Source organism: Methylobacterium variabile (genome assembly GCF_001043975.1).
GTDB classification, from domain to species: Bacteria; Pseudomonadota; Alphaproteobacteria; order Rhizobiales; family Beijerinckiaceae; genus Methylobacterium; species Methylobacterium variabile.
Window position 1 is genome coordinate 1 of the sequence record NZ_LABY01000099.1, and the last position, 16423, is coordinate 16423.

Annotated in this window: 13 protein-coding genes; 7 read left to right on the plus strand and 6 right to left on the minus strand. The window is 73.0% G+C overall.

Features of this window, described 5'->3' with window-relative positions; all coding sequences use genetic code 11:
* Positions 1–366: 366 nt before the first annotated feature.
* Positions 367–1776: an FAD/NAD(P)-binding protein gene (locus VQ02_RS15290; protein ID WP_048445062.1), complete on the plus strand. Its 1410-nt coding sequence runs from the start codon at positions 367–369 to the stop codon at positions 1774–1776.
* A gap of 188 nt (positions 1777–1964) precedes the next feature.
* Here VQ02_RS15290 and VQ02_RS15295 read toward each other — a convergent pair whose 3' ends face one another.
* Both VQ02_RS15295 and VQ02_RS15300 read right to left on the minus strand, forming a co-directional pair.
* Positions 1965–2576 (minus strand): 2-dehydro-3-deoxy-6-phosphogalactonate aldolase, encoded by a 612-nt coding sequence (locus VQ02_RS15295; protein WP_048445063.1) that lies wholly within the window; start codon positions 2574–2576, stop codon positions 1965–1967.
* The gene (locus VQ02_RS15300) at positions 2567–3460 is read right to left on the minus strand and encodes a 2-dehydro-3-deoxygalactonokinase (RefSeq protein ID WP_048445064.1); all 894 of its coding nucleotides are present in this window, start codon (positions 3458–3460) and stop codon (positions 2567–2569) included. Before VQ02_RS15300 ends, VQ02_RS15295 begins: the two co-directional genes overlap by 10 nt.
* 286 nt (positions 3461–3746) lie before the next feature.
* Between VQ02_RS15300 and fahA the strand changes: the two genes are divergently transcribed.
* Together fahA and VQ02_RS15310 are read left to right on the plus strand one after the other, a co-directional pair.
* Positions 3747–5054 carry a fumarylacetoacetase gene (gene fahA, locus VQ02_RS15305; RefSeq protein ID WP_048445065.1) on the plus strand — a complete coding sequence of 436 codons (1308 nt, stop codon included), beginning with the start codon at positions 3747–3749 and terminating at the stop codon, positions 5052–5054.
* A complete protein-coding gene (locus tag VQ02_RS15310; protein ID WP_048445066.1) occupies positions 5051–5371 on the plus strand; it encodes a Rieske (2Fe-2S) protein in 321 nt (106 codons plus the stop codon). Before fahA ends, VQ02_RS15310 begins: the two co-directional genes overlap by 4 nt.
* A gap of 39 nt (positions 5372–5410) precedes the next feature.
* On the opposite strand, the gene VQ02_RS15315 is transcribed toward VQ02_RS15310, so the two are convergent.
* On the minus strand, positions 5411–5890 hold the full coding sequence (locus VQ02_RS15315) for a hypothetical protein (RefSeq protein ID WP_048445067.1): 480 nt from the start codon (positions 5888–5890) through the stop codon (positions 5411–5413).
* Between the two features lie 423 nt (positions 5891–6313).
* Positions 6314–7231, minus strand: coding sequence for a 2-dehydropantoate 2-reductase (locus VQ02_RS15320; protein ID WP_053080388.1), 918 nt, complete (start codon positions 7229–7231; stop codon positions 6314–6316).
* A 184-nt stretch (positions 7232–7415) separates the two neighbouring features.
* Here VQ02_RS15320 and zwf point away from each other — a divergent pair, with 184 nt between their 5' ends.
* The 3 genes from zwf to VQ02_RS15335 are packed head-to-tail and all read left to right on the plus strand — an operon-like array spanning position 7416 to position 13581.
* A complete protein-coding gene (gene zwf, locus VQ02_RS15325) occupies positions 7416–8936 on the plus strand; it encodes a glucose-6-phosphate dehydrogenase (protein ID WP_048445068.1) in 1521 nt (506 codons plus the stop codon).
* A 3-nt stretch (positions 8937–8939) separates the two neighbouring features.
* Complete coding sequence (locus VQ02_RS15330) at positions 8940–10856, plus strand: amylo-alpha-1,6-glucosidase (protein ID WP_048445069.1); 1917 nt, start codon at positions 8940–8942, stop codon at positions 10854–10856.
* 19 nt (positions 10857–10875) lie between these two features.
* On the plus strand, positions 10876–13581 hold the full coding sequence (locus tag VQ02_RS15335) for an MGH1-like glycoside hydrolase domain-containing protein (protein ID WP_048445070.1): 2706 nt from the start codon (positions 10876–10878) through the stop codon (positions 13579–13581).
* A gap of 27 nt (positions 13582–13608) precedes the next feature.
* On the opposite strand, the gene VQ02_RS15340 is transcribed toward VQ02_RS15335, so the two are convergent.
* Both VQ02_RS15340 and VQ02_RS15345 read right to left on the minus strand, forming a co-directional pair.
* Positions 13609–14889: a class I SAM-dependent RNA methyltransferase gene (locus tag VQ02_RS15340; RefSeq protein WP_048445071.1), complete on the minus strand. Its 1281-nt coding sequence runs from the start codon at positions 14887–14889 to the stop codon at positions 13609–13611.
* Positions 14886–15629, minus strand: coding sequence for a TlyA family RNA methyltransferase (locus VQ02_RS15345; protein ID WP_048445072.1), 744 nt, complete (start codon positions 15627–15629; stop codon positions 14886–14888). Before VQ02_RS15345 ends, VQ02_RS15340 begins: the two co-directional genes overlap by 4 nt.
* A 116-nt stretch (positions 15630–15745) precedes the next feature.
* On the opposite strand from VQ02_RS15345, the gene VQ02_RS15350 reads away from it, so the two are divergent.
* Positions 15746–16300: a superoxide dismutase family protein gene (locus VQ02_RS15350; protein ID WP_048445073.1), complete on the plus strand. Its 555-nt coding sequence runs from the start codon at positions 15746–15748 to the stop codon at positions 16298–16300.
* Positions 16301–16423 lie beyond the last annotated feature (123 nt).

The following is a 16423-nucleotide window of genomic DNA, read 5'->3' on the forward strand; positions in this document are numbered from 1 at the left end:
CGTCCTTCAGAGAACAGGAAGCGACGCCAGGTTGTCCTGGCCCCTGCTTGCTCGTCTCTGAAGAAGTCCTTCGGGGCGAGCCGTTCGTCTCGGCGCCCCGTCGGTGAGGGGTCATCTAAGGGTAGCCGGCTCGCCTGTCAACTCGCCCGAAGCCCGAAGGCTGCGGCCGATGCGACAGACAGCGGGGCAGGGGGCCTGCCCGGGCCCGCGCGGCCGGCGTGTACCCTAGATGGGTATGTGCGCGCCGCGTTCAATGAGCGGCAGCGCTCGGGTGAAAATTCTCGCAGGATGCCGTTGCGGATCTGGTCGAGACCTCCCGGCCAACGTCCACTAGATAGGACGGGCGAGCCAGGAGAACGACGGCGGATGCGCACCACTCTTCCTCCCATCGCGGTGATCGGTGCCGGCTTCAGCGGTACCATGGCGGCTCTTCACCTGAGCCGGCTGATGCCGGAGCGCCCGGTCCTGCTGTGTGAGAAATCGGGTGCCTTCGCGCGCGGCCTGGCCTACGCGACCGGCTGCACCGATCACCTGCTCAACGTGCGCGCCACCAACATGAGCGCGTTCCCGGATCAGCCGGAGCACTTCTCCCGCTGGCTCGAGACCTGTCCGCTCGATGGGGCGGCGTGGACACGGGCGACGCCGGCCGGGCTGTTCGCGGCTCGCGGGCTCTACGGCCGCTATCTCACCGACCTTCTGCTGAAAGCCCTGGCGGAGCCGAGCCAGGCACCGCGTCTGATGCTGGAGAACGACGAGGTGGTCGATCTTGCCCCGGCGGAGGAGGGCTTCTGCCTGACCTTGGCGGCGGGGCGGCGGCGTGTCGTGGCCGGTGCGATCCTGGCCTGCGGCAACCTTCGGGCACCGCGCGGACCGCGCAGCCGCTACGCGGTCGATCCCTGGGACGACAAGCCCCTCGACGACCTTCGGCCGGATCTGCCGCTGCTCATCGTCGGGACCGGGCTCACCATGGTCGACGCGGTCGCGGCCCTGCGCCAGCGGCGCTTTTCCGGCCCGATCCTCGCGGTCTCGCGCCGCGGGCTGCTGCCCCAGGTGCATGCGGCCACCACGCCCTGGCCCGCACCGGTCCTGCCGGACGCGGCAAGGCACTCGCTGCCGGCGCTGCTGCGCTTCATCCGCGACGAGGTCCGCCGGGCGGCGGCGGCCGGAACCGACTGGCGCAGCGTGATCGACTCCCTCCGGGGCGCGAGCATCGGCCTCTGGCGCGGATTGCCGCTCGCCGAGCAGCACCGTTTCCTGCGCCACGTCCGGGCCTTCTGGGACGTGCACCGCCACCGCATGGCGCCGCCCGCCGCCGAGATCATCGAGCGCGAGCGCGCCAGCGGCGGGCTGACCCTGATGCGGGCCCGGGTGGTGGCGGTCGAGGACCAAGCCGGGCATGCGCGAGTCACGCTGCGCGAACGCGGCGCCGCCGAGCCCCGCACCGTGGCGGTGCAGCGGATCATCGACGCCTCAGGCGTCGGACGCGTCGCCGACACCGACGACCTGCTCCTGCGCCGCCTGATGGCGCGCGGGCTGATCCGGCCGGACGCCCTCGGGCTCGGCCTTGCGGTGTCGGACGACCTCGCGGTGCTCGATCAGCGCGGCGAGGCAGACCGGCCGCTCTGGACGCTCGGGCCGCTGCTGCGCGGGACGCTCTGGGAATGCACCGCGGTGCCGGACATCCGCGGCCAGGCGGCGGAACTCGCCCGGACGGTGGCGGCACGCCTGCAGGATGCCGCGACCGCGACCGGCCAGGGCTTGGGGGAAACGGCCTGACCGGGTTCAGACCTCAAGCCGATCAAGGGCTTGCCCCGGCGCGTGAAGCCGCCGCTCCAGTTCCATAATCTTCCTTATGCGAATCGCGATTGGCCGCCGGACGGACTGGCTGCTGGGAACCGGGTGAGACACCGGCCTCCCCGCCGGACTGCGCGGGAGGCCGGCACGGCGCAGCCGCGACGCCGCACTCAGAGCGCGGCGACCAGCGCCCTGGCCTTGGCGGCGACCTGCTCCGGCGTGTCGCCGGGCTTGTAGAGCGAGGAGCCACAGCCGTATCCGCTCGCACCGGCGTCGCGCCAGGCCGGCAGGCTGCGGGCGTCGACGCCGCCGACCGGCAGCAGCGGCGTGCCCTTCGGCAGCACCGCCCGCAGGGCCTTCAGCATCGGCGGCCCGCCGGCCTCCGCCGGGAAGAGCTTCAGGGCATCGGCGCCGGCATCGAGGAGGCCGAAGGCCTCGGCCGGGGTCAGGAAGCCCGGCATCGCCACCATGCCGCGGGCCTTGGCGGCACGCACCAGGGCCGGTTCGGCGTGCGGCGTCACCAGCAGGCGCCCGCCGGCCTCCGCCACCGCCGCCACCTCGGCCTCGCGCCGGAAGGTGCCGGCGCCGACGAGCGCCCGGTCGCCGAGACGGGCCGCCAGGCGGCGCACGCTCTCGACCGGCTCGGGCGAGTTGAGCGGCACCTCAAGGATCACCACGCCCTGCGCCACCAGCGCCTCGCCGATGGCCTCGACCTCGTCCGGCCGAACGCCGCGCAGGATCGCCACAAGGGGGCAGCGGGCCAGCCAGTCCATCACATCCATGCGGATCTCTCCCCGATCAGCGCCAGGCCCCGCGCCGCGGCATCCGGGTCGCCCGCGACTGCCTCACCCCCGGCGAGGACGATCGCCCGGCCGTAGAGCGCCATCAGCGGGCCGGAGCCGACGAGGCGCACCGTGGCCAGCCCCGTCGCTGCGCCGTCCGCGAGAGCGGACGTCACCTCGTGCCCGATCAGCAGGCCCGAGAGGTAGCTCGCGCCGTCCTCCGGTGCGAGCCGGCCGAACAGCCCGAGGGTGCGGGTGCCGAACAGGTGGTGGAGCAGGCCTCCGGCCTCCGCCGCTCGGGCGACGCCGGCCTCGAAGGCGGGACCGGGCTCCGCCGTCCCGGTCATCATCCGGCCGAGGATGGTGTGGTCTTTCAGCGCCGCGAATGCCTCGCCGGTCATGCTGGTGGAGAATCCCGCGATGCGCCCGCTCTCCACCCGCACCCACTTGGAATGGCTGCCGGGCAGGCAGAGCAGCGCGTCCTCGTCCGGGCGGGTCAGCGCCCCGAAGACCTGCACCTCCTCGCCGCGCATCACCTCGGGCACGCCGGCCGCGTCACCGGCACTCAGGCCCGGCACCAGCCGCACCGTCGCGTCCGCGAACGGCACCGGCACCACGGCGCCCGCGAGGTCGTCGAGCCCCGCCGGACAGGCGAGGTACGGCGCCTCCTGCCAGCCCTGGCGGCTGCCGACCATGCCCGAGAGCAGCACCCGCGTCTCGCCGGCCGCCAGCCAGTCCCCGATCATGCCGGCGAGCGCCGCCGGAAAGCCGCCCTCCGGCACCCGCAGGATACCGCCCGCGCCCTCGCGCCGCTCCAGCACCGCCCCGTCCGGTCCAAGCCGGTAGGCCCGGGCGCTGCTCGTTCCCCAATCCACCGCGATCATGCCCGATGCTGTGCCCCAGGCGCCGGCCCGGCGCAACCGGCGCGCGCGATGCTTGACGCCTGTTCCGGTCGCACCTATCCACGGAGGAAAGTTGCAAGTGAGACTAAATCCGAGGGCAGGAAAAGGCCGTCATGAACCTCCAGGCGCCGTCCGGGCTTCGTCCTGTCGCGTTCCCGCACATGGTCGGCCGCTTTGCCGCCGCGACGCCGGCCCTGCGGAGGCAGGACGGGACCTGCGGCCGTAGGCTGACGACGCAATCCACTCCGAGCCGGCCGCAGACGCGGTGATGGTCGGCCTCGACCACACGCACGATGCCCCCGCTCGCTCCTGGGTGCCGGGCGCGGACGGGCATCCGGACTTCCCGATCCAGAACCTGCCGCTCGGGGTGTTCTCGATGGAGGACGGCGCGAAGCGGGCCGGCATCGCCATCGGCGACCGCATCCTCGACCTGCCGGCGACCCGGGCGGCGGGCCTCCTGTCCGGCGAGGCGGCGCGGGCGGTCGCGGCGGCGGAGGGCGGCGCCCTCAACGGTCTCCTCGCCCTCGGCGCCGGCCCGCGCCGGAGCCTGCGCGAGCAGGTCTTCGGCCTGCTGCGGGCGGATGGCCCGCATCGCGACCGGGCCTCACCGCTCCTGCACGAGGCTTCCTCCTGCACGCTGCACCTGCCGGCGGCGATCGGCGACTATACCGACTTCTTCGTCGGCATCCACCACGCCACCAACACCGGCCGCCAGTTCCGGCCCGACCAGCCGCTCCTGCCGAACTACAAGCACGTGCCGGTCGGCTATCACGGCCGCGCCTCCTCGATCCGGCCGTCGGGCCTGCCCGTGCGCCGGCCGCACGGGCAGGCGAAGCCGCCCCACCTCGACGCGCCGGTCTTCGGCCCGTCGCGCCGGCTCGACTACGAGCTCGAGCTAGGCGTGTGGATCGGCCCCGGCAACGCGCTCGGCGAGCCGGTGCCGATCGCCGAGGCCGCCGCGCAGGTCGCGGGCTTCTGCCTGCTCAACGACTGGTCGGCCCGGGACATCCAGGGCTGGGAGTACCAGCCGCTCGGGCCGTTCCTGGCCAAGAGTTTCTCCACGACCATCTCGCCCTGGATCGTCACGCCGGAGGCGCTGGCGCCGTTCCGCGCGCCCCAGGCGCCGCGGCCGGAGGGCGATCCCGCTCCCCTGCCCTATCTCTTCGATGCCGCCGACCAAGCCGGCGGCGCCCTCGACCTCGAACTGGAGGTCCTGCTCTCGACCCCGGCCTCCCGCGAGGCCGGTCTCGCGCCGCACCGCGTCGCCCGCTCGAACGCGCGCCACATGTACTGGACGGTGGCGCAGATGGTGGCCCACCACACCAGCGGCGGCTGCAACCTGCGGCCGGGCGACCTCCTCGGCACCGGCACGCTCTCGGGCCCGGAGCCGGATTCCTATGGCAGCCTGCTCGAGACGACGCAGGGCGGCAAGCAGCCGATCCGCCTCGCCACCGGCGAGGAGCGCCGCTTCCTCGAGGACGGCGACGAGGTGATCCTGACCGCCCGCGGCGTGCGCGAGGGCTTCGCGCCGATCGGCTTCGGCGCCTGCCGGGCGACGGTGCTGGCCGCCCGATGACCTGGATCCCCGTCGCCGATCTGGCTGAGTTCGAGGGACGGCCGGTCCTCGCCCGCGAGGCCGCGGGCCACGCCCTCGCCCTCTACCGCGTCGAGGGCGTGGTCTACGCCACGCAAGCACGCTGCACCCATGCGGGCGCCCTGCTCACCGAGGGCGAGGTGGTCGAGGGCTACGTCGAGTGCCCGGCTCATTACGGCCTGTTCGAGATCGCCACCGGCCGGGCGCAGGGCGGGCCGGTCTGCCGCGACCTCGCGACCTACCCGGTCCGGGTCGAGGGCACCCGCGTATGGGTGGAGGTCGGGCCGGAGGGCGCCTGAACGCCCGGGCTCGGAAAACAGGCAGGTCGGCGCAGGATCTCAGCGAGCGCTGGCGAACCGCGTCCCGTTCCAGGTCAGCGTCTTCCCGCAGGGCTCGGCGCCCACCTTGCCGCAGGCGCTGCCGTGCAGGTTCAGCATCATGGCCGGCCGGCCGTTCACCGTCCGGAACTGCATGCCTCGCACGATCTCGTCGAAGACCTTCGCGTATCCGTTCCGCCCCGTCGAGACGAACACCTTCGTGGTGCAGCCGCCCGATCCGCAGTAGAAAGCCGCCCTGTCCCCGCACTGGAACGCGCCGTAGTCGAGGATGAAGTCCGGCGTGCCGTCGCCATTCACGTCCCGCTGCGAGACGAAGCCCCGGCCCAACACCACCTTCTCCGGCCTGCACTCGCGGATGTCCGCGTCGATCTCGGCCTGGACCTGGCGCGGCAGGTCGCGGGCCCGGGCCGGCCCGGAGGCAGGGAGGACGACACCGAGCACCGCCAGAGCGACGGCGGGTCCGCGGACGAGAGTGCGCATCGACGTCTCCGGCATGGCCCGCGAGGCGGCCCGGGCCCGGCGCTCAGGTCCTACCCTCACGGGCTTCAGGGTGCGGCCCCGACCGCGGCAGGCTCGCCGAACCGACGTCCCGCCGTCAACAGCACCTTGAGCGGTAGGGGCGGTCATCCACGGGAAGGCCCATCGCGCGCCAGGCCCGCTGATTGTTGCGCCGGATCGGGCGGCCCGCGACGGCGTCGGCGCCTCGGAGGATCTGCGGGGCCGGCGCGGTTCCTCACCAACGGCCCGGCCGCGCCGAGGATCACCCCACGGAATGCACGTCTCTCAGAGCCTGCTTGACGTGATGGACAGTATGAACGTCCTCCTCGTCATTCCCGGGCCGCACAGCGGAGCCCGGAATGACATGCAGGGTGTCAAATCCGTGGGATCCGATCAAACAGGCTCTCAGCGGTCCCCTGCCAACCCCTGGCCGCTCGCCGCGACGAGGAGGGCCAGGATCGTGCGGTTGAGCGGCACGTCGATTCCGTGGCGCTCGGCCGCCGCCACCACGGCGCCGGTCAGGTGGGCGTGCTCGAGAGGGCGGCCGGCGAGGCGGTCGTAGAGCATCGAGCTGCCGCCGTCCCCGTTGAAGCGGAGGTAGCCCTCGAGGATGCGGGCGCCGTCTTCCCCGGTCAGCTTTGCGCCCTCGGCGTTGGCCACCCGGATCACCTCGTCCATCAGCCCGCGGGCGAGCTCCTGGATCGCCGGCTCCCGGAACACCGCGATGCGGCGCAGGGTCAGGGCCGTGATCGGGTTGGCCACCGCGTTGCTGAGGAGCTTGCGCCAGGCGACCGTGGTGAAGTCCGCCTCCTGGGTGATCTCGAACGGCGTGCCGGCGAAGAGCCGCACGAAGGCCGCCCCGTCCTCCCCCGCCGGCACGCTCATCTTGGTGCTGCCGTGGTGGGTGATGCGGCCGGGGGCCGTGCGCTCGACCGAGCAGTAGATGATCGCCGGCAGCACCGGCACGTCCGCCGCCAGGTGGGGCCGGGCCCGCGCCGCCTGGTCGACGCCGTTCTGCACCACCGCGACCCGGGTGCCCGGGCCGACCAGCCGGCGGAACCACGGCTCCGCGCTCGCGGTGTCCTGCGCCTTGGTGGTCACCAGCACCCACTCGGCCGGGCCGACCTCCTGCGGGTCGGCGACGATGCGCACCGGCACCTCCCGCTCGCCGGAGGCGTCGGTGACGATGAGGCGCTCGAAGGGCGTGCGCACGCACAGCGTGACGGCGTGCCCGACCTGTTCGAGCGCCCCCGCAAGGTAGCCGCCGATTCCGCCGCTGCCGATCACCGCGATGCGGCCCGCCTGCCCGATCCCGTCCGCCATCGTGCCGCCTGCTCCCCGAATTGCCTCGGCCGGGACCCTAAGCGAGCCGGGGCCTCCGGGGGAAGCGGCGGCGATGCGGGAGGGGCGTGCATTCTCCGCCTGTCCGGCCCGCGCCCGTCCCTTGCCCGCCGCACGGCGGGAGCTAGCTTCACCGGCGTCCCGCCCGCTGCGGAAGGAGAGCCCCATGACGTCGCACGTCCCGGTGGAAGGGCACGCCGCCTCCGGCAGCAAGCCGGCCCCGCCCTGCACCATCGTGATCTTCGGCGCCGGCGGCGACCTGACCAAGCGCCTGCTGATGCCGGCGCTCTACAATCTCGCCGGCAGCCGCCTCCTCGACGACACGACGACGATCTGGGGCGTCGATCACAGCGACGGCTCGGACGACAGCTGGCGGAAAAACCTCTCCGACACCATGGAGTCCTTCACCAAGGACGAGACGGCGGAGTTTCACGCCGAGCACATCGACCCCACCGCCTGGGGCTTCGTGCGCGACCGCCTGCACTACCTCAAGGGCGACTTCCTGGCGCCCGAGACCTACCGGCAGGTCGCGGAGAAGATTCCGGGGAACGCGGTGTTCTACCTCGCGGTGGCGGCACGCTTCTTCGCGCCGATCGTCGAGCATCTCGGAGAGGCCGGGCTGCTGAAGCAAGGGGACGACAGCTTCCGCCGCGTCGTCATCGAGAAGCCGTTCGGCAGCGATCTCGCCTCGGCGCAGGAGCTGAACAAGCGCCTGCTGGCGGTCGCCGACGAGTCGCAGCTCTACCGGATCGACCATTTCCTGGGCAAGGAGACGGTGCAGAGCATCATGGCGATCCGCTTCGCCAACGGGATGTTCGAGCCGATCTGGCGCCGGGACTTCGTCGACCACGTCCAGATCACCGCCGCCGAGACCATCGGCGTCGAGGAGCGCGGCGCCTTCTACGAGCCGACCGGGGCGCTGCGCGACATGGTGCCCAACCACCTGTTCCAGCTCCTGTGCATGACCGCGATGGAGCCGCCGGTCTCCTTCGATGCCGAGGCGGTGCGGACCGAGAAGGCGAAGCTCGTCCAGGCGGTGCGCCCGGTCCAGCCGGAGGACGCGGTGCGCGGCCAGTACCGTGCCGGCCGGGTGCAGGGCCGCGACGTGCCGGCCTACCGGGACGAGCCGCACGTGGCGAAGGACAGCCGCACCGAGACCTACGCCGCCCTCAAGCTGACCATCGACAACTGGCGCTGGGGCGGGGTGCCGTTCTACCTGCGTACCGGGAAGCGGATGACCGGGCGGCGCACCGAGATCGCGGTCCATTTCAAGCCGGCGCCCTACCGGCTGTTCCGCGACACCCCGGTGGACCAGATCGCCCCCAACATCCTGCGGATCATGGTCGATCCGGTGCAGGGCATGGTGACCGAGTTCAACGCCAAGGTGCCGGGCCCGTCGATGCGGCTCGGCGCCGTGCGCTCCACCTTCCGCGAGGACGCGTTCTTCCCGCAGGAGCCCAACGTCGGCTACGAGACCCTGCTCTACGACTGCCTGTGCGGCGACGCCACGCTGTTCCAGCGCGCCGACAACATCGAGGCGTCCTGGGCCGCCGTCGAGCCGCTGGTGCAGGCCTGGCCCGCGGGCGGCGAGCCCGAGCCCTACGCCGCCGGCAGTGCCGGGCCCGCGGCGGCGGACGAGCTGCTCGCCCGCGACGGCCGGCGCTGGCTGCCCCTCGACGGCGACTAGGGGGTGAACGGGCCGGACGACGCGCGCGAGTGGCTGGAGGCCGACGGGCTCGGGGGCTTCGCCTCCGGTCCTGTGTCGGGCCCGCGCACCCGGCGCTACCACGCCCTGCTCCTCACCGCCACGACCCCGCCGACCGGGCGGGTGGTGCTGGTCAACGGGATCGAGGCGGAGGTCGAGACGGCGGCCGGGCGCGTCCCGCTCTCGACGCAGGCCTACGCGCCGGACGTGCTCCACCCGGACGGCTGGCGCCACGTCACCGGCTTCACGCCGCGCCCGTGGCCAACCTGGACCTTCGCGCTCCCGGACGGCAGCACCCTGACGCAGGAGGTGCTGGTCGAGCCCGATTCCTGCGAGACGGTGCTGCGCTGGGAGCGCCGGACGGGGGACGGCCCCTGCACGCTGACCGTGCGCCCGCTCCTGTCGGGGCGGGATTACCATGCCCTCCACCGCGAGAACCCGGCTCTCGCCTTCACCGCCACGGTGCGGGACGGCAACGTGAGTTGGCGGCCCTACCCCGGCCTGCCGGCCGTCGCGACCCTTACCAACGGGACCTACGCGCACGCGCCGGACTGGTACCGGAACTTCCTCTACGCGGCGGAAGCCGCGCGCGGCCTCGACGACACCGAGGATCTGGCGAGCCCGGGATCCTTCACCTTCGACCTCGCGGCCGGCGCAGGCGTGATGATCCTGCGCAGCGGCGACGGCCTCGCCGTACGGGCGGAGGCCCACACCGCGCGCGTGGTCGCGGCCGAGCGGGCGCGGCGGGAGGCGCTGTCGCCCCTCGCGCTCGCGGCGGGCGCCTACCTCGTCGACCGGCCGGGCGGCCGCACCTTGGTGGCGGGCTTCCCGTGGTTCACCGATTGGGGCCGGGACACCTTCATCGCGATGCGCGGGCTCTTGCTCGCCACCGGCGCCCTCGCCCAGGCCCGGGCGATCCTGCTCGCCTGGGCCGGGGCGGTGAGCGAGGGCATGATGCCGAACCGCTTCCCCGACCGGGGCGAGGCGCCGGAATACAACGCCGTCGACGCCGCGCTCTGGTACGTGGTGGCGGTCCACGACACGCTGGCCGCCCACGAGGCCGCGGGGATGCCGGTGCCGGAGCCGGAGGCCGCCCGGCTGGACGCGGCCTGCGCGGCGATCCTCGACGCCTACGCCGCCGGCACCCGCTTCCAGATCGGCGCCGATTCCGACGGGCTGCTGCGGGCCGGCGTGCCGGGCCTGCAGCTCACCTGGATGGACGCCAAGGTCGGCGAGAGGGTGATCACCCCGCGCATCGGCAAGCCGGTCGAGGTCCAGGCGCTGTGGATCAACGCCCTCAGGATCGGCGTCGCGCGCTGGTCGCCGCGCTGGCGCGACCTGGAGCAGCGGGCCTCCGCCGCCTTCGGGCGTTTCGTCACGGACGACGGCGCCCTCCTCGACGTGATCGACGTCGACCATGTTCCTGGCGCAGTCGATGCGCGCTTACGGCCGAACCAGATCCTGGCGGTCGGCGGCCTGCCCTTCCCGCTCCTCACCGGCAGCCCGGCCCGCGCGGTGGTCGACGCGGTCGAGGCGCGGCTCCTCACGCCGCTCGGCCTGCGCTCCCTCGACCCCGACGACCCGGACTACCGCGGTGCTTACCGCGGCGGGCCGGCGGAGCGGGACGGCGCCTACCACCAGGGCACGGTCTGGCCCTGGCTGATCGGCCCGTTCGTCGATGCCTGGCTCGGCGTTCGCGGGCGCACGCCCGAGGCCAAGGCCGAGGCGCGGGCCCGCTTCCTGCCGCCGCTCGACGCCCACCTCGCCGAGGCTGGCCTCGGCCACGTCTCGGAGGTCGCCGACGGCGACCCGCCCCACCGCCCCGGCGGCTGCCCGTTCCAGGCCTGGTCCCTCGGCGAGCTGGTCCGGGTGCGGCGGATGCTCGACCTCGATCCGGTGTGACTGTGTGGAGAAGCCCGCGATGCCCGTCTCACCCGCTCCCTGCCTGACCGACACCGAGGAGGGCCGTCGCCTCGCCGCCGTCGAGGCCGAGGGCTGGCACCGCTGGGGCCCGTACCTGAGCGAGCGCCAGTGGGGTACGGTGCGGGAGGATTACAGCGAGGGCGGCACCGCCTGGGACTACCTGCCCCACGACCACGCCCGCTCCCGCGCCTATCGCTGGGGCGAGGACGGCATCGCCGGTTTCAGCGACGACCGCCAGCTCTGGTGCCTCGCCCTGGCGTTGTGGAACGGCCGCGACCCGATCCTGAAGGAGCGGATGTTCGGGCTCACCAACGACGAGGGCAACCACGGCGAGGACGTCAAGGAGCTGTGGTGGTACCTCGACGGCACCCCGACGCACTCGTACATGCGGATGCTCTACAAGTACCCGCACGCCGCCTTCCCCTACGCCGACCTCGTCGCCGAGAACGGGAGACGCAAGGGGCGGAATCTCCCCGAATACGAGATCGCCGACACCGGCGCGTTCGACGGCGGGCGCTACCACGACGTAACGGTAGAGTACGCCAAGGCGGCACCCGACGACGTGCTGATGCGCGTCACGATCGTCAACCGCGGGCCGGAAGCGGCCGAGCTCCATGTCCTGCCGCAGCTCTGGTCGCGCAACACATGGTCGTGGGGGCGCGAGGCCTGGGAGCCGGACCGGCCGCGCCCGCTCCTGCGCCTGACCGAGACCGGTGCCGTCGAGGCGACGCGCAAGAGCCTGCCGCCGATGCGCTTTGCGGCGCTCCAGCCGGCAGAGTTCCTGTTCTGCGAGAACGAGACCAACGCCCGGCGGCTGTTCGGCGCGGCTGGCCCCGCCCACCCGAAGGACGCGATCAACGACCGCGTGGTCGAGGGCCTGACCGAGGCCGTGAACCCGATGGCCGAGGGCACCAAATGCGCCGCCTGGAGCCGGCACACCGTGCCGGCCGGCGGCGTGGTGGTGCTGCGCTACCGCGTTAGCCCCGCGGCGAGCCCCGACGCGCGCGACGCGGCGGCCTTCGACGCCGTGCTGGCCCGGCGCCTCGCCGAGGCCGACGCCTTCTATGCCGCGCTCCAGCGCGACGTCGCCGATCCGGATACCCGCCTGGTGCAGCGCCAGGCGCTCGCCGGCATGCTGTGGTCGAAGCAGTTCTACCATTTCGACGTCCGGCGCTGGCTCGCCGGCGACCCGGCCCAGCCGGCGCCGCCCGAATCCCGCCGGCACGGCCGCGACAGCGAGTGGACGCATCTGAACAACGCCGACATCGTCTCGATGCCGGACAAGTGGGAGTACCCCTGGTACGCGGCCTGGGACCTCGCCTTCCATTGCGTGACCTTCGCGCTGATCGACCCGGCCTTCGCCAAGGGCCAGCTGATCCTGCTCACCCGCGAGTGGTACATGCACCCGAACGGGCAGCTGCCGGCCTACGAATGGGCCTTCGGCGACGTGAACCCGCCGGTCCACGCCTGGGCTGCCCTGCGCGTCTACCGCATGGACCAGGCGATGACGGGCAATGCCGACCGCGCCTTCCTCGAGCGCGTCTTCCACAAGCTGATGCTGAACTTCACCTGGTGGGTGAACCGCAAGGATGCCGGCGACCGCAACGTGTTCCAGGGCGGCTTCCTCGGCCTCGACAATATCGGCATCTTCGACCGCTCGGCGCGGCTTCCCACCGGCGGCACCCTCGACCAGGCCGATGGTACCGCCTGGATGGCGATGTACAGCCTCAACCTGATGCGGATCGCGCTGGAACTCGCGGTCGAGGACCCGGTCTACGAGGACATCGCCACCAAGTTCTTCGAGCATTTCCTGACCATCGCCGAGGCGATGACCCATGTCGGGGGCAACGGCACCGGCCTGTGGGACGAGGCGGACGAGTTCTACTACGACGTGCTGAGCCTGCCCGACGGCCGCCAGGTGCCGCTGCGGGTGCGCTCGCTCGTCGGGCTGATCCCGCTCTGCGCCGTCGAGGTGCTGAACGAGGATTTCTCCGAGCGCTTCCCCGCCTTCGCCCGGCGCGCCCGCTGGATCCTTGCCCACCGCCCCGACCTCGCCGCCCAGGTCTCGCGCTGGGAGGAGCCGGGCCGTGGCAACCGGGTGCTGCTCTCGCTCCTGCGCCGCCACCGCATGAAGGCGCTCCTGCGCCGGATGCTCGACGAGACCGAGTTCCTGTCCCCCCACGGCGTGCGCTCGGTCTCGAAGGCGCACAAGGCCGAGCCGTTCCGCTTCCCCTGGGACGGCCAGACCTTCGCGGTCGATTACGAGCCGGCGGAGTCGACGACCGCGGTGTTCGGCGGCAACTCGAACTGGCGCGGGCCGATCTGGCTGCCGATCAACTACCTGCTGGTCGAGGCCCTGACCGAGTTCGGCCGCTTCTATGGCCCCGAGTTCAAGATCGAGTGTCCATCGGGCTCAGGGCATTACCTCACCTTGCCGGAGATCGCCGAGGAGCTGTCGGCCCGCCTCACCCGCCTGGTGCTGCGCGGCCCCGACGGCCGGAGGCCGGTCCTCGGCGACAAGCCGCTGTTCCAGGACGACCCGCATTTCCGCGACCACGTCCCGTTCCACGAGTACTTCCACGGCGACACCGGCGCGGGCCTGGGGGCGGCGCACCAGACCGGGTGGACGGGGCTGCTGGCGCTCTTGCTGCAGCCGCGGCGGAACGTGGCGGGCGGGCAGGTGCCGGCGGCGCCGGACCGATGAGGCCGGACTAGCAGCGACGACTTGCGCTTAGCGCTTTTTCCCCGGCCGCCGAAAAACCCCGACGATCTCGACGTGCGGCGAGTGCCGGAACTGGTCGACCGGGGTCACCGCCTCCAGCCGGTAGCCGCCGCGTACCAGCAGGGCGGCATCGCGGGCGAAGCTGCCGGCGTCGCAGGAGACGCCGACCACCACCGGCACCTTCGATTCGGCGATCCGGGCGCTCTGTGCCTCGGCACCGGCCCGGGGCGGGTCGAACACGATCGCGTCGTGGCGGTCGAGTTCCGGCGCCAGCAGCGGGCGGCGGAAGAGGTCGCGGCGCTCGGTGGTGACGGTGCGCAGGCCCGGCGTCTCGCGAAAAGCGCGGTCGAGGGCTTTGAGCGCTCCTTCCTCGCCCTCGACGGCGTGGACGGTGTGACCTTCCGCGAGCGCCAGCGAGAAAGCGCCGGCGCCGGAGAAGAGGTCGACCACGCGCTTGGCCTTGCCGATCCCCTCGACGACGAGGCGGGCGAGCGTCGCCTCGCCCTCCGCCGTCGCCTGCAGGAAGCCGCCGGCCGGCGGCACCAGCCGGGCGCGGCCGGCCGCGATCTCCGGCGGGCGGCGCACGATCAGCACGTCGCCGTGGAGCGAAAGCCGGGCGAGGTCGAGCTCGCCGGCGAGCAGCACCAGGGCCTGGCGCGCCCGGTCCGAGGCGGGGCCGTGGCCGCGGATGTCGACGTCGAGGCCGCCTCTCGTCGCGGTCACCTGAACGTCGAGGGGTTTCGCCCCACCGCCGCCCAGCGGTCGGCTCACTGCCCGGGCGATCTCGGGGGCGCGATGCAGGGCCGGCTCGGTGATCGGGCAATGGTCGATCGCCACGAGCGCGTGGCTGCGCGCCGCCATGAAGCCGGCCTGCGGCCCGCCGCCATGCGGCGGGTGCCCGCCTTCACCGGCGCGCACGTGCAGGGTGATGCGGCGGCGACCTAGGCCGTGGGCATCGAGGAGCGGCGCCACCGGCGCCTCGATCCCGGCACGCGTGAGCGCCCCGACGACGAGGTCGCGCTTCCACGCGGCGTAGGGAGCGGGCGCGAGGTGCTGGACGGCGCAGCCGCCGCAGATGCCGAAATAGGGGCAGAACGGCGCGATCCGGTCCGGCGAGGGGGTCAGCACCGCATCGAGCCGGGCGCGGGGCGGGCGGGTGCCCTCCTCCGGCACCGCCCGCACGGTCTCGCCCGGCAGGGCGCCCGGCACCACCGCGCCGTCCGGCGTCACGCCATCGCCGCGCAGGCCGAGGCGGGCGATCTCGCAGGTGATCTCGGCGGCCTCGCTCATCGTCCGGCCTCCCGCACGGCCCCGATCAGGAATTCCCGGTTGCCGTCGCCGCCCTCGACCGGGGACGGGATCAGCCCGCGCACGGTGAAGCCGAGGGAGGCGACAAGATCCCGGATGCGCTCGCAGACTGCCGCCATGACCGCCTCGTCGCGCACCAGCCCGCCGCGGCCGACACGCTCGCGCCCGGCCTCGAATTGCGGCTTGATCAGTGCCACCAGGGCGGCCTCCGTCGCGAGGAGCGGGACCAGGGGGGGCAGGACCAGCCGCAGGGAGATGAAGCTCACGTCGATCACCAGGAGGGAGGGCGGCTCGGGAAAGGGTTGGAGGGAGCGGGCATCGGTCGCCTCGCGCGCCGCGACGCGGGGATCGGCGGCGAGGCTCGGATGGAGCTGGAAGCGGCCGACATCGACGGCGTGGACGAGGGCCGCGCCGCGACGCAGCAGCACGTCGGTGAAGCCGCCCGTCGAGGCGCCGATATCGAGGCAGATCCGCCCGGCCGGGTCGATCCCGAAGGCGTCGAGCGCCGCCGCCAGCTTCAGGCCCCCGCGGGAGACATAAGGGTGCGGCGCCTCGGCCACGATGGTGGCGTCACGGGCGATCAGGTCGGAGGCCCGGCGCACGACCACGCCGTCCGCCCGCACCAGCCCGGCCTCGATCGCACCTTGCGCTCGCGCCCGGCTCTCGAAATGGCCCGCCTCCACCAGGAGCCGGTCGGCCCGCAACCGTTCGCCCGTCGTCATCACCCTCGATCCTTGGTCGAACACGACCGGTTTCGTCGCGGCTTCATCCTCGTCCGGCCGTCCCCGGCGGCGCCGAGCGCCCTAGCTACACCGCGACACAAGAGGAGAGTCTTTCCATGAGAACCAGCCTGCGAAGCGCCGTGCTCGCGAGCGCCCTGGCCCTCGGCCTCACGGCCCCCGTCATCGCCCAGGACAAGCCCGCGCAGGACAAGCCGGCCGCGCCGACGACCTACGACGCGCCGATCGTCAACAACAAGGGGGAGACGATCGGCAAGATCGCGCTGCGGGACGGGGCCAACACCCTGGTGATGCGGGTGACGATCCAGGCCGGCGGCCTGCCGCCCGGCTGGCACGGCATCCACTTCCACGCCGTAGGCAGCTGCGCCGACACCGACAAGTTCCAGGAGTCGAAGGCGCACATCAATCACGACAACGCCAAGCACGGCCTCCTGAACCCGGAGGGGCCCGACGAGGGCGACCTGCCCAACGTCTACGCCAACGCCGACGGCTCGGTGAATGCCGAGGTCTCGAGCGACACGCCGCTCACCGGCGAGGGTGGCCTGAAGGACAACGACGGCTCGGCCCTGATCATCCACGCCAACGAGGACGACCACGCCACGCAGCCGATCGGCAATGCGGGCGCCCGCATCGGCTGCGCGGTGATCAAGTAACGAGGTTCGGGCCGCGTCCCCCGGACGCGGCCCGGTTCCGGTTCAGCGCTGGCGCCGGGCGACGCTGACGACGTTGCTGTCGCGGGCGGCCTTGGTCTCCGGGCGCGTCGGCAAGGCGGCCTC

Bases quoted from the DNA above. Each gene is read 5' to 3' on its own strand.
- VQ02_RS15310 (WP_048445066.1), top strand. From the start codon at position 5,051: ATGACCTGGATCCCCGTCGCCGATCTGGCTGAGTTCGAGGGACGGCCG.
- zwf (WP_048445068.1), top strand. From the start codon at position 7,416: ATGACGTCGCACGTCCCGGTGGAAGGGCACGCCGCCTCCGGCAGCAAG.
- VQ02_RS15350 (WP_048445073.1), top strand. From the start codon at position 15,746: ATGAGAACCAGCCTGCGAAGCGCCGTGCTCGCGAGCGCCCTGGCCCTC.
- VQ02_RS15345 (WP_048445072.1), bottom strand. From the start codon at position 15,629: ATGACGACGGGCGAACGGTTGCGGGCCGACCGGCTCCTGGTGGAGGCG.
- VQ02_RS15340 (WP_048445071.1), bottom strand. From the start codon at position 14,889: ATGAGCGAGGCCGCCGAGATCACCTGCGAGATCGCCCGCCTCGGCCTG.
- VQ02_RS15315 (WP_048445067.1), bottom strand. From the start codon at position 5,890: ATGCGCACTCTCGTCCGCGGACCCGCCGTCGCTCTGGCGGTGCTCGGT.
- VQ02_RS15300 (WP_048445064.1), bottom strand. From the start codon at position 3,460: ATGATCGCGGTGGATTGGGGAACGAGCAGCGCCCGGGCCTACCGGCTT.
- VQ02_RS15290 (WP_048445062.1), top strand. From the start codon at position 367: ATGCGCACCACTCTTCCTCCCATCGCGGTGATCGGTGCCGGCTTCAGC.
- fahA (WP_048445065.1), top strand. From the start codon at position 3,747: ATGGTCGGCCTCGACCACACGCACGATGCCCCCGCTCGCTCCTGGGTG.
- VQ02_RS15295 (WP_048445063.1), bottom strand. From the start codon at position 2,576: ATGGATGTGATGGACTGGCTGGCCCGCTGCCCCCTTGTGGCGATCCTG.
- VQ02_RS15335 (WP_048445070.1), top strand. From the start codon at position 10,876: ATGCCCGTCTCACCCGCTCCCTGCCTGACCGACACCGAGGAGGGCCGT.
- VQ02_RS15320 (WP_053080388.1), bottom strand. From the start codon at position 7,231: ATGGCGGACGGGATCGGGCAGGCGGGCCGCATCGCGGTGATCGGCAGC.